Source organism: Variovorax sp. 350MFTsu5.1 (genome assembly GCF_048302515.1).
In the GTDB taxonomy this organism is placed as follows: Bacteria; Pseudomonadota; Gammaproteobacteria; order Burkholderiales; family Burkholderiaceae_C; genus Variovorax; species Variovorax guangxiensis.
Genome location: NZ_CP157620.1, coordinates 3973941 through 3987950, shown reverse-complemented (window position 1 = coordinate 3987950; position 14010 = coordinate 3973941). Strand labels below are relative to the sequence as shown.

13 protein-coding genes are annotated in these 14010 nt (G+C 67.7%); 7 read left to right on the top strand and 6 right to left on the bottom strand.

All coding sequences use genetic code 11. The features are described 5' to 3' along the window. The first annotated feature begins 68 nt into the window (after positions 1-68). Positions 69-965 (top strand): alpha/beta fold hydrolase, encoded by an 897-nt coding sequence (locus ABL843_RS18125; protein WP_418116740.1) that lies wholly within the window; start codon positions 69-71, stop codon positions 963-965. A gap of 10 nt (positions 966-975) precedes the next feature. Here ABL843_RS18125 and ABL843_RS18120 read toward each other — a convergent pair whose 3' ends face one another. The 3 genes from ABL843_RS18120 to ABL843_RS18110 all read right to left on the bottom strand — a co-directional run bounded on the left by ABL843_RS18120 (position 976) and on the right by ABL843_RS18110 (position 3054). Continuing rightward, complete coding sequence (locus ABL843_RS18120; protein ID WP_418116739.1) at positions 976-1827, bottom strand: substrate-binding domain-containing protein; 852 nt, start codon at positions 1825-1827, stop codon at positions 976-978. 81 nt (positions 1828-1908) lie between these two features. After that, on the bottom strand, positions 1909-2115 hold the full coding sequence (locus tag ABL843_RS18115; protein ID WP_126022096.1) for a hypothetical protein: 207 nt from the start codon (positions 2113-2115) through the stop codon (positions 1909-1911). Positions 2116-2154: 39 nt separating this feature from the next. Beyond that, a complete protein-coding gene (locus ABL843_RS18110) occupies positions 2155-3054 on the bottom strand; it encodes an SPFH domain-containing protein (RefSeq protein WP_184637218.1) in 900 nt (299 codons plus the stop codon). 75 nt (positions 3055-3129) lie between these two features. Here ABL843_RS18110 and ABL843_RS18105 point away from each other — a divergent pair, with 75 nt between their 5' ends. Continuing rightward, on the top strand, positions 3130-3651 hold the full coding sequence (locus ABL843_RS18105) for a hypothetical protein (RefSeq protein WP_184637220.1): 522 nt from the start codon (positions 3130-3132) through the stop codon (positions 3649-3651). A 15-nt stretch (positions 3652-3666) separates the two neighbouring features. Here the strand turns inward: ABL843_RS18105 and ABL843_RS18100 are convergent, their stop codons facing one another. The 3 genes from ABL843_RS18100 to ABL843_RS18090 form a co-directional block, all read right to left on the bottom strand. Next, positions 3667-4437, bottom strand: a complete 771-nt coding sequence (locus ABL843_RS18100; protein ID WP_369661911.1) for a TIGR04325 family methyltransferase — start codon at positions 4435-4437, stop codon at positions 3667-3669. A gap of 90 nt (positions 4438-4527) precedes the next feature. Further along, positions 4528-5424 (bottom strand): response regulator, encoded by an 897-nt coding sequence (locus ABL843_RS18095; RefSeq protein WP_418116738.1) that lies wholly within the window; start codon positions 5422-5424, stop codon positions 4528-4530. Further along, positions 5402-8803: an ATP-binding protein gene (locus ABL843_RS18090; RefSeq protein WP_418116737.1), complete on the bottom strand. Its 3402-nt coding sequence runs from the start codon at positions 8801-8803 to the stop codon at positions 5402-5404. Before ABL843_RS18090 ends, ABL843_RS18095 begins: the two co-directional genes overlap by 23 nt. A 259-nt stretch (positions 8804-9062) precedes the next feature. Here ABL843_RS18090 and urtA point away from each other — a divergent pair, with 259 nt between their 5' ends. The 5 genes from urtA (at position 9063) to urtE (ending at position 14005) form a co-directional block, all read left to right on the top strand. Then, a complete protein-coding gene (gene urtA / locus ABL843_RS18085; protein ID WP_369661914.1) occupies positions 9063-10328 on the top strand; it encodes an urea ABC transporter substrate-binding protein in 1266 nt (421 codons plus the stop codon). Positions 10329-10405: 77 nt separating this feature from the next. Then, positions 10406-11320, top strand: coding sequence for an urea ABC transporter permease subunit UrtB (gene urtB / locus ABL843_RS18080; protein WP_418116736.1), 915 nt, complete (start codon positions 10406-10408; stop codon positions 11318-11320). Between the two features lie 28 nt (positions 11321-11348). Beyond that, complete coding sequence (gene urtC / locus ABL843_RS18075; protein ID WP_418116735.1) at positions 11349-12539, top strand: urea ABC transporter permease subunit UrtC; 1191 nt, start codon at positions 11349-11351, stop codon at positions 12537-12539. 19 nt (positions 12540-12558) lie between these two features. Then, positions 12559-13302 (top strand): urea ABC transporter ATP-binding protein UrtD, encoded by a 744-nt coding sequence (urtD, locus tag ABL843_RS18070; protein WP_126022105.1) that lies wholly within the window; start codon positions 12559-12561, stop codon positions 13300-13302. Position 13303: 1 nt separating this feature from the next. After that, the gene (gene urtE, locus ABL843_RS18065; protein ID WP_184637236.1) at positions 13304-14005 is read left to right on the top strand and encodes an urea ABC transporter ATP-binding subunit UrtE; all 702 of its coding nucleotides are present in this window, start codon (positions 13304-13306) and stop codon (positions 14003-14005) included. The last annotated feature ends 5 nt before the right edge of the window (positions 14006-14010 follow it).

Sequence of the window (14010 nt, the reverse complement as noted above, 5' to 3'; positions counted from 1 at the left end):
TCATCTATGCGGCTCACCATGCGGGGTGTTCGCCCCACATCACCAGGAAAGAACAGAACGGGACATCGATGAGCCTCTTCGAAGCGCGCCTCTTCGCCGGCAATTTCCGCTCGCCGGAAGCCCATTCCTCGCTGCTGGCTTCGTATGCCCGCGTGCTCGCGCGCTGGCCCGTGCCGCACGAGAGCCGCTACGTCGAGACGCGCTACGGCCGCACGCACCTGCTGGCCTGCGGGCCGGCCTATGCGCCGCCGGTGGTGCTGCTGCACGGCGGCGGCGGCAACGCCACCACCTGGGTCCACAACATCGCTCGGCTCGCGGGCTCGCTGCAGGTCTACGCGGTGGACATCATCGGCGACGCCGGCCGCAGCGAAGGGCGCCGCCCCGCGACGGAAGACGGCTACTGCAACTGGCTCGAAGACGTGCTGATCGCCATCGGCCGGCCCAAGGTGGGGCTGTGCGGCGCCTCCTTCGGCGCATGGCTCGCAGCGGCCTACGCGCGCCAGACCATGCGCCGCGTCGGCAAGCTGGCGCTGCTGGCGCCGCCGAACCTGGAGTCGGTGCGCATCGGCACGATGCTGCGCGCGGGCTTCGCCGCAGCCTTCCCGAGCGAGCGGCTGGTGCGCGCCTTCCGGGCGCTGGTGTCGTCTCCGAAGGCGCCCGAGCCGCCGCCCTGGGCCATGGACGACTGGCTCGTGCGCTGGCGCTGCCAGCGCGCCCATCCGAGGCCACCCGGCCGCATGACAGATGCCGACCTGCGCGTGCTGCCCAGGAACACGCTGCTGATGCTCGGCGAGGACGAGGTGCTATTCGACCCGGTGCGCGCCCGCGCCCGTGTGAAGGCGCAGGCGCCGCATGTGCGCGTCGAGTTGCTGCCCGACGCGGGCCACGCCATTGCCTTCGACCAGGCCGACAAGGTTGGCGATGCGCTGGTCGAGTTCTTCCTGCGCGACGGCTGGACGCTCTGACCGTGCGCGCTCAGCGCGCCGGCAGCGGCTCCAGGCCCGTCTTGGCGATGGTGGGCGCCGCTGCGGGCGAGTTGAGATAGCGGATGAGCTGCCGGGCCGCGTCGGGCTGCTTCGAGCCGGTGGCGACGCCGGCGGAGAACACCGTCACGCGCTGCACTTCGGCCGGCAGGGGGCCGATGTAGTCGATACCGGCGATGGGCAGCAGCTCGCTGACCTGCTGCAGGCCGAGCGCCGCGTCGCCGCGGGCCACCACCGAACCGACGCGCTCGCTCAGGATGCGCTTGCTCTTGGGCTTGACCTGGTCCTCGATGCCCAGCTTCTTGAGCAGCTCGGTCTCGTAGTAGGTGCCGCTCGCGCTGGCCGAGTAGGCGATCGACGGCGCGGCGACCAGCGTGCGCTTGAGCGCGTCGACCGTGCTGATGTCGGGCCTGGGCGCGCCCTTGCGCACCGCGAAGCCGATGGAAGAGCGCACCAGGTCGACCTGGCTGCCGGGCACCACCTTGCCCTGGGCCACCAGCGCGTCGAGCGCGGGGCGCGCGAGGATCACGACGTCTGCGGGCTCGTTGCGCGCCAAGCGGCTGGGAATGGAATCGTCGGCATTGCCCATGGAGGCGCCGTAGGCCGTCTTGACGCTGCGGCCGCTGCTGCGCTCGAACTCGGGTCGCAGGTCGTTGTAGGCCGCGGTGAAGCCACCCGAGGTCATGACGTGGATGTCGGCGCCGGCGACGGGCTTGCTGGTGCTGCTGCTGTTGGTGCCGAGGCTGCCGCAGCCTGCGAGCGCGAGGGCCGCGATCAGCGGGAGGGCGGCGCGGCGGGTGATGGAAAGGGCAGGGCTGAAACGGCCGAGAAAAGGTCTGGTCACGATGTCTCCAAGGGGAAGTTGGCTGCAGAAGCCATCGTAGAAGCCGGACCTGTCATTCCGCCCTCAGCGGATTCGGGGTTACTACCGAGGCGCGGCGGGCTCGTCTCCGGGCGCGCTGCCGCCCGGGTCGGCGGCCGGCAGCCGACCGCGCCGGGCCAGCCCCTCGCGCAGGAGGAACTCGACCTGCGCGTTCGCGCTGCGCAGTTCCTGCGCGGCGAGGCGCTCGATCTCGGCCCACAGGGCCGGATCGATGCGCAGGGGATAGGCTTTCTTGCCGGGACTGGCCATCGGGTGAATACGGATCGGAAGGCGCGTACGGTTCGCGCCTCAGGTGTAGAGCGTACCGGTGTTCACCACGGGCTGGGTCTCGCGGTCGGAGCACAGCACCACCAGCAGGTTCGACACCATCGAGGCCTTGCGCTCGTCGTCGAGCACGACCAGGTTGCGCTCCGACAGGCCCCTGAGGGCAGCCTCGACCATGCCGACCGCACCGGCCACGATCTGGTGCCGGGCGCTCACGATGGCCACCGCCTGCTGGCGGCGCAGCATCACCTGCGCGATTTCGGGGGCGTAGGCCAGGTGGGTGAGCTTGGCGTCGAGCACTTCGACGCCGGCGCTGGCGAAGCGGCGGTTCAGGTCGTCCCTGAGGGCGTCGGCCACCGTGTCGAGGCCGGCGCGCAGCGTGGTCTCGTCGCTCGGCAGGTCGTCGCCGCTGTCGTAGGCGTAGAGGGTGGCGAGGTGGCGGATGGCCGCCTCTGCCTGGATGGCGACGAACTTGTTGTAGTCGTCGATCTCGAACACGGCCTGCGCCGTGTCGTAGACCCGCCAGACCACCGCCGCGCCGATCTCCACCGGGTTGCCGCGCTTGTCGTTCACCTTCAGCGGCGGGGTGTTGAGGTTGCGCGCGCGCAGCGAGATCTTCTGGCCGCTTTGCAACGGGTTGGTCCAGCGCAGGCCCTCGGAGCGGTCGGTGCCCTGGTACTCGCCGAAGAGCGTGAGGATGATGCCCTCGTTGGGCTGCAGCATGTAGAGGCCCGGAACCAGCACGAGGCCGACCACGACCAGCAGGATGCTCATGGGCAGCGGCATCAGCCGCTGCACCATCGCCCAGACGCCGACCGCGATGAGCAGCAGCGCCACCGCGGACACGCCGTAGCCGTTGATCGACCGGTAGGGACGCTCCATGCGTACCGGTCGCGGATTGATGTTGGGGGTCTTCTCTTGCATCGCTGCCTCCGTTGAAAGTGATATCACTCTAATATCTTTTTGAGGCCAGTCAAGATGTTTTCGATGTCCCGGCGAATGCTCCGGATTTCCGCTGCCGCCGCGCTGGCTGCGAGCCTGTTCGGCGCCGAGCCGGCCGGTGCCACCTCGTGCGCCGGCCGCGCCTCTTTCCTCGATTCGGTGGCGGCTGCGCGCGGCGAGCCACGCGCCCGCGTGCTTCGCGTACGCGTCGTGCCCTTCGACCTGGGCGTGCCCGACTACACGCCGCCTCCGCGCTCCTTCATGTTCGAGCCGGTCGAGTTCCTCGACGGCAGGCCAGCCGGCAAGGCCGCAGGCCGCTTCATGGGCAACGGCGTGCTGCACTTCATGCTCAACGCGGCGCCGCCGGGCCGCGAGGAGCCGTTGCCGCAGGGCTCCGAATGGATCGTGCTGGCACGGGATAACGGCGAGGGCGCGCTGGGTATCGGCCCGTGCGGCTCGATCCTCGAAGTCCGAGGCGACACGGTGCATGGCTTCATCCGCGGCGCCCCGACCAGCATCGACACCACGCAGGCCATGCCGCTGCGCGAGTTCCGGCGCTCGCTGCGGGCACCGAGGTAGAGCAGGCGCGCCCGGTCAGTCGACCAGATCGAAGCAGCAGCCCGCGTAGTAGGGCTTGTCGCCACCCTCGACGAAAGGCACCTCGATGGGCTTGCCCTCGTTGCGCCACACGTCGCGCTTTCGGTAGCCGGAGCGCGAGAGGTCGGCCAGCAGCTCGTCGTGGTGTTGAATGCGATAGGGACATACCGCGATGCCGATACTGTTGAGCGTGTAGATCGTGCGCTCCGGGTGCACCGCCGTGGTGTTCATCACGATGCGCCGGGGCTTCACCGCAAGCTCCGAGAGGATCGTGTCCATGCGCACCGGCAGGTACTGCAGGCTGCCCGATACGTACAGCACATCGCAGCCGCTGGCGTCGTGGTAGTCGGTGGTGAAGCCCAACTGCTCCGTGGCCTCGCGCTTGATGGCCATCGCGCGGCCGCTCTCGACCACGCCTGGCACGTCGCACACCGTCCAGCGCAGCGTGGAGGGATAGCTCAGCACGCGCCGGAAGGCGTAGTACTTGATGCCGACGTGCCCGCCCAGGTCGAACACGCGCGTGAGGCCCGCGTCGATGGAGCGGCCCAGCCAGAACAGCCCGGGGTAGTCGTAGAAATAGATCTGCGGGCTGTAGAGCTCCCCTGCGTCGGCGTTGGCATAGCCCACGGCCTTGGAAGAGGGCGCGCCGGCTTCGGCCGCCGCGAAGCTCTCGAACGAACCCATGAACAGGTTCTCGTCGGTGTTGTTCAGGAACTTGCGCTTGTACGCACTCTCGCGGGCAGGAAATTGCAGAAGGCTGTTGAGCATCTCGTTCTCCGTTGGCATCCCCATTCTGGGCGCAACAGGAGCGGCGCAGGGGTATAGCCCAGTGCGGTTGGGGCAGTTACCCCATGGGGGTTACATACCGCTCGCCAGCGCTGCCGCCGCAGCCCGCGTCTCCACCCCCAGCTTCTCGAAGATGTGCTCCAGGTGTTTGTTCACCGTGCGCGGGCTGGTGCCCAGGATCTCGCCGATGTCGCGGTTGGTCTTGCCCTTGGCGAGCCATGAAAGCACCTCGGTCTCGCGCGGGGTGAGGGCCGCGTCCGCCAGCCGCGCGGCCGGGCCTTCGCGCTGCACGGCGAAGAGCAGCATCGTCTCGCCCAGCGCTGCCGCGCCGAGGTTGCGCACCGACAGCCGCATGCCCGTGGACGTGCCGACCGAGATGACCGCACCCGGCGCCAGCGCGGCTTCGAGCGAGGCGGGCAGCAGGCCCGGCGCCACCGGCTCCTCGAGCGCATGCAGCCACAGCGCGGCCTGCGGCGAGCGCCACGCGATGCGCCCGCGCGTGTCGACGAAGACCACGCCCATGCCCGCCACGTCCACCGCGTCGCGCGCCATGCGGGTGATGCGCGCGTTGCGCGCGTGCGTGTGCAGCCGCGCCAGCACTTCCTGCGCGCGGATCGGCTTCACCACGTAGTCGACGCCGCCGCACTCGAAGCCTTCGACCACGTGCGAAGTCTCCGAAAGGCCCGTCATGAACAGCACCGGGATGTGCGCGAGCGCCGGGTTGGCCTTGATGCGCCTGCAGGTCTCGAAGCCGGAGAGCCCGGGCATCAGGCCGTCGAGCAGGATCGCGTCTGGCACGACCAGTTCGAGCCGCTGCAGCGCGGCCTCGCCGTCGGCCGCGACCAGCACGGTGTAGCCGCTGGCCTCCAGCGTGTCGCACAGCATGCCCAGGCTGCTGGGGGCATCGTCCACCACCAGCACCACGGGGCGTTCGGCCGAAGGCGATTCAGGGAGCGAGGGTGTCTGCATCTTCTGCCAGTGCGTTGCGGAGTTTGTCGAGTTCGAAGCGCGCGACCATGCCGCGCAGCCAGGTGCATGTGGCGGCCGCCGTGGGCGAGGCGGCGGCCAGCCGGTCGAGCGCGGTGTGCAGGCCGCGCACGTGGCCCATCTGGGCGAGGCGCATGAGCTCTGCGCGGTCGTCTTCCGGAAGGTCGAGCTGCCGGGGGCGAGGGGGCAGGGCTTCGAGGTCGTCGAGCGTGACCGGCAGTGCATCGCCGGCCGCCAGCCATTCCAGGCCCAGGTGGCGCTCCAGCGTGGCGATGAGCTCCGACTCGATCACCGGCTTGCCCACGAAGGCCTGGCAGCCCGCCGCGCGCAGCCGCTCGGCCTGGTTCTCGAACATGTTGGCCGAGACGATGATGATCGGGATCTCGCCGAAGCCCGATGCGCGCACCGAGGCGGCGGTCTGCCAGCCGTCCATGTCGTCCATCGTCAGGTCCAGCAGGATGGCCGAGGGCAGCTCCTCGCGCAGGCTGTCGAGGCACTCGGTGCCGCTCGCGGCCTCGCGTACCTCGAAGCCCAGTGGCGCGAGCATGCCGGCGAGCATCTGCCGCTGCACCGGCTGGTCGTCCACCACCAGCAGCGTGCGGCGCTCGCCGATGTAGCCCGACACGGGCTGGCGCACGGCGCCCGCCTTGCCGGCCTGCGGGCCGGGGTCGGCCACCTCGCGCAGGTACACGCGCACGCTGAAGGTGCTGCCCTGCGAGGAAGTGGCTGCCAGCTTGAGCTCGCCGCCCATCAGCGAGGTGAGCAGCCCGGTGATCGTCAGCCCCAGCCCCGTGCCCGGCTCTCCGCGCCGGCGGCCGGCAGCGCCGCGCTCGAAGGGCAGGAAGATGCGCTGGTGGTCCTGCGGCGCCACGCCGATGCCCGTGTCGGCCACGTCGAAGCGCAGCACCTCGCGCCGAGCGTCCACGTGCAGCGTGACGGTGCCGCTGTCGGTGAAGCGCACCGCGTTCGTCAGCAGGTTGATGAGGATCTGCCGCAGCCATTTCGCATCGGCATGCACCCACGGCGGCAGCCGGCCCGCGTGCGTGTAGACGAAGGCCAGGCCCTTGTTCTCGGCCTGCGGGCGCACCATGTGCACCAGCTGGTCGAGGAAGGCCGGCAGCGCCAGCGGCGCGGGCTCCAGCTGCAGCCGGCCGGCCTCGATGCGCGCCAGGTCGAGCAGGCCATCGATCAGGCCCAGCATGTGCTCGCCGCTGCGGTGGATGGTCTGCACCGCTTCGCGCGGCGGCTTCACCGAGTCGCCCTTCAGAAGAATCTGCGAGTAGCCCAGGATGCTGTTTAGCGGCGTGCGCAGCTCGTGCGTCATGCCGGCCACATAGCGGGTCTTGGCCTGGTTGGCGGCCTCGGCGGCTTCCTTGGCTGCCTGCAAGGCGGCGTCGGTGCGGCGGTGGGCCTCGATCTCCAGCGCCAGCAGGTTGTTGTGGCGGTTCGATTCTTCCTGCGCCATCTGCCGGCTCTCGCTGCCCAGCACCACCCACCATGCTGCCACCGCTGCCACCACGGAGAGCAGCGCGAACACCTTCAGGAAAGCCGTGGCCATGACCGGGTCGCTGGTGCCCGCCAGCGCCTCCTGCGCGTACACCACCCCCACCACGGTGGCCAGCAGCGCGATGAGCGATGCCGCCACCAGCAGGTAGTGCGCCACGCGGAAGTTCAGGCGTGCCGAGAGCGCCGGCGGCAGCAGCGCCTGCAGCCAGCCGCTCATCTGCTCGGCCGCTCGCGAGTTTGTCTTGCAGCGGTCGTGGCAGCGCGATTCGAGCGTGCAGCACAGTGAGCAGATCGGCGCGCTGTAGGCAGGGCAGTGGGCCATGTCCTCCGACTCGAAGCTGTTGTCGCACACCGAGCACTTCACGGCCTGGCCCGGCTTCCAGCGTTCAATGTCGTTGCGCGCGAGGTAGTAGCGCCCGCGCGTGCGCCAGGCCAGCAGGGGCGACAGCGCCATGGCGGTGGCCAGCGCGATGAAGGGCGAAAAAGCCTTCGCCCATTGCCCCAGCGTGCCGGAGTAGGCCAGCATGGCCAGCGCCGCCGCCGCCAGCATCGACACCAGGCCCACAGGGTTGATGTCGTACAAGTGCGCCCGCTTGAACTCGATGGTGCGCGGGCTCCAGCCCAGCGGCTTGTTGATGACCAGGTCGGCCACCAGCGCGCCCACCCAGGCGATGGCGATGTTGCTGTAGAAGCCCAGCACGTGCTCCAGCGCCGCGAACACGCCCAGGGCCATCAGCAGGATCGCGATGGCCACGTTGAATACCAGCCAAACCACGCGCCCCGGGTGGCTGTGCGTGAGCCGCGCGAAGAAGTTCGACCATGCCAGCGAACCCGCATAGGCGTTCGTCAGGTTGATCTTCATCTGCGACACCAGCACGAAGAGCACCGTGATGCCCAGCACCCAGGCCGGATCGCGCAGCACGTAGGAGAAGCCCGTGAGGTACATCTGCGTGGGCTCGACCGCGTGGTTGGCCGGTATCTCGTGCTGCAGCGCCAGGAAGGCGAGGAAGGCGCCGCCCATCATCTTCAGCATGCCCGGCACGATCCAGCCTGGCCCCGAGACCAGCACCGCCGTCCACCAGCGCACGCGGTTGGCGGCGGTCTTCTCGGGCAGGAAGCGCAGGTAGTCGACCTGCTCGCCGATCTGCACCACCAGCGAGAAGGCCACAGTGGCGGCGGCGCCGAACATCAGCGGGTCGAAGCCGCTGCTGTCGGAGGTGCGGCCCACCAGCCCGGTGAAGTCGGCGTAGAGCTCGGGCTTCTTCACCAGCACCGCGACGAAGGGGCAGACGAACAGCACGATCCAGATCGGCTGCGTCCACAGCTGCAGCCCCGAAATGAGCGTGATGCCCCGAGCCACCAGCGGGATGATGACGATCGACGACACCATGTACAGCAGCCACAGCGGCCAGTCCAGGTACATCTGCAGCGCCAGCGCGAGGATGGCCGCCTCCAGCGCGAAGAAGATGAAGGTGAAGCTCGCGTAGATCAGTGACGTGAGCGTGGAGCCCAGGTAGCCGAAACCGGCGCCGCGCGTGAGCAGGTCCATATCCACGCCATGGCGTGCCGCGTAGTACGAGATCGGCAGTCCGGTGAGGAAGGTGATGAGCCCCACCACGAGGATGGCCCACAGCGCGTTCGAGAAGCCGTAGCTCAGCGCGATGGCTCCGCCGATGGCCTCCAGCGCCAGGAAGGAGGTGGCGCCGAAGGCCGCGTTGGCGACGCGGAACTCCGACCACTTGCGGAAGCTGCGCGGCGTGTAGCGCAGCGCGTAGTCCTCCAGCGTCTCGTTCGCGACCCAGGCGTTGTAGTCGCGGCGGATGCGGAAGATCTTCTGTCCGGAGACGGATTGCATGGCGGGTTCTCGCGGCGGCGGCAGTGGCATGGCGCGGGTACAGCAAGAAGCGCTCCCTGCGGCCCTTTTCACCGATCCTTTTCACCGATGTCTTGCTCGCGAGTCTGCGGGCAGGGCGGGCACCCGCCGCTACGTTGAATGACGTATTCGCGCATACGCCGGTGATTTCTAAAGTTCCAGCCATGGTGCTCGGGGCACCGTCCGATGCACTTCGATGGTGCGCGGCCCTCCTTTCCAACAACCTGCCTGGAGTTTCCTGATGTCGCGTGATTCCGATCCTTCCCTCGATGCCATGGCACTGCGCCGCCGCCGCCTGCTGCAGGGCGCCGCCGCGCTGCCCGTGATGGGCCTGAGCGGCCTGAGCTTCGGCCAGGGCCAGTTCCCCACGGCCAAGGTCAACACGACGAAGCTCGCCGTGACGGACACCGAGGTCACGGTGGGCCAGTTGCATTCGTCCACCGGCACCATGGCCATCTCGGAGACCGGCTCCATCCAGGCCGAGCAGCTCGCCATCGACCAGATCAACGCCATGGGCGGCATCCTGGGCCGCAAGATCAAGGTCATCAAGGAAGACGGCGCCTCCGACTGGCCCACCTTCGCCGAGAAGTCGAAGAAGCTGCTGGTCAACGACAAGGTCGCGGCCGTGTTCGGATGCTGGACCAGCGCCTCGCGCAAGGCCGTGCTTCCGGTGTTCGAGAAGGAGAACGGCCTGCTGTACTACCCCACCTTCTACGAAGGCCTGGAGCAGAGCAAGAACGTGATCTACACCGGCCAGGAAGCCACGCAGCAGATCATCTGGGGCCTGGACTGGGGCGCGAAAGAGAAGAAGGCCAAGACCTTCTTCCTGGTGGGCTCCGACTACATCTGGCCGCGCACCTCGATGAAGATCGCGCGCAAGCACATCGAGAACTTCCAGAAGGGCTCGGTCAAGGGCGAGGAGTACTACCCGCTGGGCCACACCAACTTCAACTCGCTGATCAACAAGATCAAGGTGGCCAAGCCCGACTGCATCTTCGCGGCCGTGGTGGGCGGCTCGAACGTGGCCTTCTACAAGCAGCTCAAGGCCGCGGGCATCACCGGCGACAAGCAGTTCCTGCTGACGCTGGCCGTGACCGAGGACGAGATGACCGGCGTGGGCGGCGAGAACTTCGCGGGCTTCTACTCGTCGATGAAGTACTTCCAGACGCTGGACAACGCGAACAACAAGAAGTTCGTGGAAGCCTTCAAGGCCAAGTACGGCAAGGACGCCGTCATCGGCGACGTGACGCAGGCGGGCTACCTCGGCCCCTGGCTGTGGAAGGCCGCGGTGGAGAAGGCCGGCAGCTTCGATGTGGACAAGGTGGTGGCCGCATCGCCGGGCATCGAGCTGAAGACGGCGCCCGAGGGCTACGTGAAGCTCGACGCCAACCACCATCTGTGGAGCAAGGCGCGCATCGGGCAGGGGCAGCCGGACGGGACGTTCAAGGTGGTGGCGGAGTCGGCCGAACTGATCAAGCCGGATCCGTTCCCGAAGGGCTACCAGTAAGCAGGCCTCCGGCCCTCACCCCAACCCTCTCCCGCAAGCGGGAGAGGGGGTAACTCCAACCTTCCGGACTTCCCGCCATGACTTTGTCGGACATGCTGAACATCGGCCTCATGCAGGGCTTCGCGGGGCTGAGCCTCTTCGCGGTGCTGCTGCTGATGGGGCTGGGCCTCGCGATCATCTTCGGCCAGATGGGCGTGATCAACATGGCGCATGGCGAGTTCATGACCATCGGCGCCTACTCGATCTACCTGGCCGCGCGCGTCACCGAGAGCCTGGCGCCCGAGTTCATGCCGTACTACTTCCCGATCGCCATCGGGCTGGCTTTCGTCTTTGCCTTCATCACCGGATGGATCGTGGAGTGGGCGTTGATCCGCCACCTCTACAAGCGTCCGCTCGACACGCTGCTCGCCACCTGGGGCGTGAGCCTGGGGCTGCAGCAGATCTTCCGCACCTTCATCGGGCCGAAGGAGGTGAGCCCGACGCTGCCCGAATGGCTCATGGGCTCGTGGACGCCGCACGAAGGCCTGGACATCCCGATCAACGGCCTGTTCGTGCTCGCGCTCACCGCGCTGGTCACGGGTGGCGTGCTGGTCGCGCTGCACAAGAGCCGCTGGGGCCTGCGGGTGCGCGCCACCGTTGCCAACCGCACCATGGCCAATGCCACCGGCATCGACACGAAAAAGACCGACCGCCTCACCTTCGCCATCGGCTGCGGCATTGCCGGCGTGGCGGGCGCGGCCTTCACCACCATCGGCTCCACCGGGCCGACCTCGGGCTCGCTCTACATCGTCGACGCCTTCCTGGTCGTCACCTTCGGCGGCGCGGCCAGCCTCTTCGGCACGGTGGTCTCGGCCTTCGGCATCGCGCAGACGCAGTCGGTTTCGGAGTTCTTCATGACCGGGTCGATGGCCAAGGTGCTGACGCTGTCGCTGATCGTCTTCATCCTGATGCTGCGCCCTCAAGGACTTTTTGCAGTCAAGGTGCGCCGCTGAATCCGATTCCTTCCTGGAGAACGTTCCGATGAATTTCATCAAGGCCTCGATCCAGCGCTACCAGCTGGGCAGCCTCCTGCTGCTGGTGCTGCTGCTCGCGGTGGTTCTGCCGCTGTCGCTCGACATCTTCCGCCTCAACCTCGTGGGCAAGTACCTCACCTACGCCTTCGTGGCCGTGGGCCTCGTCATGGTGTGGGGCTACGGCGGTGTGCTGAGCCTGGGGCAGGGGGTGTTCTTCGGCATCGGCGGTTATGTGATGGCGATGTTCCTCAAGCTCGAGGCGTCCGACCCGGTGTCGACCAAGATCCAGACCACGCCGGGCATTCCGGACTTCATGGACTGGAACCAGATCACCGAGCTGCCCACGCTGTGGCTGCCGTTCAAGAGCCTGCCGCTGAGCCTCGCGCTGGTGGTGCTGGCGCCGATGGCGCTGGCCTGGCTCATCAGCTTCGCGATGTTCAAGCGGCGCGTGGGCGGGGTGTATTTCGCGATCATCACGCAGGCGGTGGCGCTGATCTGCACGGTGCTCATCATCGGCCAGCAGGGCTACACGGGCGGCGTGAACGGCATGACCGACCTGAAGACTCTGCTGGGCTGGGACACGCGCACCGACAGCGCCAAGTACGTCCTCTACTACGTCTGCGTGGCCCTGCTGGTGGGCAGCATCCTGCTGTGCCGCTGGATCCAGACCAGCAAGCTGGGCACGCTGCTGCTGGCCATGCGCGACAAGGAAGACCGCGTGCGCTTCTCGGGCTACGACGTGTCGAACTTCAAGGTCTTCATCTTCTGCCTGGCGGCGGGGCTCTCGGGCATCGGCGGCGCGATGTTCGCGCTGCAGGTGGGCTTCATGTCGCCGAGCTTCGTGGGCATCGTGCCGTCCATCGAGATGGTGATCTTCTGCGCGGTCGGCGGCCGCATGAGCCTGGTGGGGGCGGTGTACGGCGCGCTGCTGGTGAATGCGGGCAAGACGCTGTTCTCGGAGAGCTTTCCGGACCTGTGGCTGTTCCTGATGGCGGCGCTCTTCATCGGCGTGACCATGGCCTTCCCGATGGGGCTCGCGGGCGTGTGGGAAGAAAAGATCCGCCCGTGGTGGAAGTCGCGCCGGCAGGCATTGCGCGACGCGGCCGTCAAGCCGCCGGCACCAACCGTATCGGCAACGCCCGCAGCACAGCCCGTCGAGCCCGCGCTGCCCGAAGGCATCGGCAGCCAGCGCGCCTGAACACACGCGGAGCAACCTCATGAGCAATACCGACTTCGCGCTCGCCGTGGAAGACCTCACCGTCTCCTTCGACGGTTTCAAGGCCATCGACGACCTGACGCTGTACATCGACCGCAACGAACTGCGCGTGATCATCGGCCCCAATGGCGCGGGCAAGACCACGCTGCTCGACCTGATCTGCGGCAAGACGCGCGCCAGCGCCGGCAGCATCAAGTTCAGGAACACCGAACTCACGAAGATGGCCGAGCACAAGCGCGTGCGGCTGGGCATCGGCCGAAAGTTCCAGACACCCTCCATCTACGAGAACCTCAGCGTGTTCCAGAACCTGGAGGTGTCGTTTCCGAAAGGGCGCTCGGTGTTCGGCGCGCTGGCCTTCAAGTGCGACGACGAGGTCAAGGCCAGGGTGCAGGCGGTCGCCGGAGAGATCGGCCTGGCCGACAGGCTCGACACCGAGGCCGGCCTGCTGAGCCACGGCCAGAAGCAGTGGCTGGAGATCGGCATGCTGCTGATGCAGGAGCCCGAACTGCTGATGCTCGACGAGCCCATCGCCGGCATGAGCGCGCGCGAACGCGAGCTCACCGCCGAGCTGCTCAAGCGCATCTGCCAGAACCGCGCCGTGATCGTCATCGAGCACGACATGGCCTTCGTGAAGCAGATCGCGCACAAGGTCACGGTGATGCACCAGGGAAAGATCCTCGCCGAAGGGCCGATGGAGAAGGTGCAGGCCGACCCGAAGGTCATCGACGTCTACCTGGGCCACTGACATGAGCAACATCAACCTGAAGGTCGAGGACCTGCACGTCGCCTACGGCCAAAGCGAGGCGCTGCACGGCATCTCGTTCGACGGCCACGCCAACGAGACCGTCGCCATCATGGGCCGCAACGGCATGGGCAAGACCACGCTGTTCAAGAGCCTGATGGGCGTGCTTCCGCTGAAGAGCGGGCGCATCGAGGTGGCGGGGCAGGACGTGTCGCGCGACGAGAGCTTCCGCCGCGTGGCCAAGGGCATCGCCTACGTGCCGCAGGGGCGGATGATCTTTCCGACGCTGACGGTGGAGGAGAACATCCAGACCGGCCTGGAGAACTCGAAGACACGGCGCATCCCGGAAGAAATCTACGCGCTCTTCCCCGTGCTGTGGGACATGAAGAGCCGCAAGGGCGGCAACCTCTCGGGCGGCCAGCAGCAGCAGCTCGCCATTGCGCGCGCGCTCGTCACAGACCCCAAGGTGCTGCTGCTGGACGAACCCACCGAAGGCATCCAGCCTTCGATCATCAAGGACATCGCGAAGGCGCTCAACGAGATCCGGAAGCTGCGCGGCATCACCATCGTGGTGTCCGAGCAGGTGCTGAGCTTCGCGATGGACGTGGCCGACCGGCTCTTCGTGATCGAGGGCGGGCGGCTCGTGCACGAGACGGCGCGCGACAAGACCGATGTCGACCGCATCAAAGCCTACCTCTCTGTTTAACCACA

Bases quoted from the DNA above. Each gene is read 5' to 3' on its own strand.
- ABL843_RS18090 (WP_418116737.1), bottom strand. From the start codon at position 8,803: ATGCAATCCGTCTCCGGACAGAAGATCTTCCGCATCCGCCGCGACTAC.
- urtC (WP_418116735.1), top strand. From the start codon at position 11,349: ATGAATTTCATCAAGGCCTCGATCCAGCGCTACCAGCTGGGCAGCCTC.
- ABL843_RS18115 (WP_126022096.1), bottom strand. From the start codon at position 2,115: ATGGCCAGTCCCGGCAAGAAAGCCTATCCCCTGCGCATCGATCCGGCC.
- ABL843_RS18110 (WP_184637218.1), bottom strand. From the start codon at position 3,054: ATGCAAGAGAAGACCCCCAACATCAATCCGCGACCGGTACGCATGGAG.
- ABL843_RS18095 (WP_418116738.1), bottom strand. From the start codon at position 5,424: ATGCAGACACCCTCGCTCCCTGAATCGCCTTCGGCCGAACGCCCCGTG.
- urtD (WP_126022105.1), top strand. From the start codon at position 12,559: ATGAGCAATACCGACTTCGCGCTCGCCGTGGAAGACCTCACCGTCTCC.
- urtB (WP_418116736.1), top strand. From the start codon at position 10,406: ATGACTTTGTCGGACATGCTGAACATCGGCCTCATGCAGGGCTTCGCG.
- ABL843_RS18125 (WP_418116740.1), top strand. From the start codon at position 69: ATGAGCCTCTTCGAAGCGCGCCTCTTCGCCGGCAATTTCCGCTCGCCG.
- ABL843_RS18100 (WP_369661911.1), bottom strand. From the start codon at position 4,437: ATGCTCAACAGCCTTCTGCAATTTCCTGCCCGCGAGAGTGCGTACAAG.
- urtA (WP_369661914.1), top strand. From the start codon at position 9,063: ATGTCGCGTGATTCCGATCCTTCCCTCGATGCCATGGCACTGCGCCGC.
- urtE (WP_184637236.1), top strand. From the start codon at position 13,304: ATGAGCAACATCAACCTGAAGGTCGAGGACCTGCACGTCGCCTACGGC.
- ABL843_RS18105 (WP_184637220.1), top strand. From the start codon at position 3,130: ATGCTCCGGATTTCCGCTGCCGCCGCGCTGGCTGCGAGCCTGTTCGGC.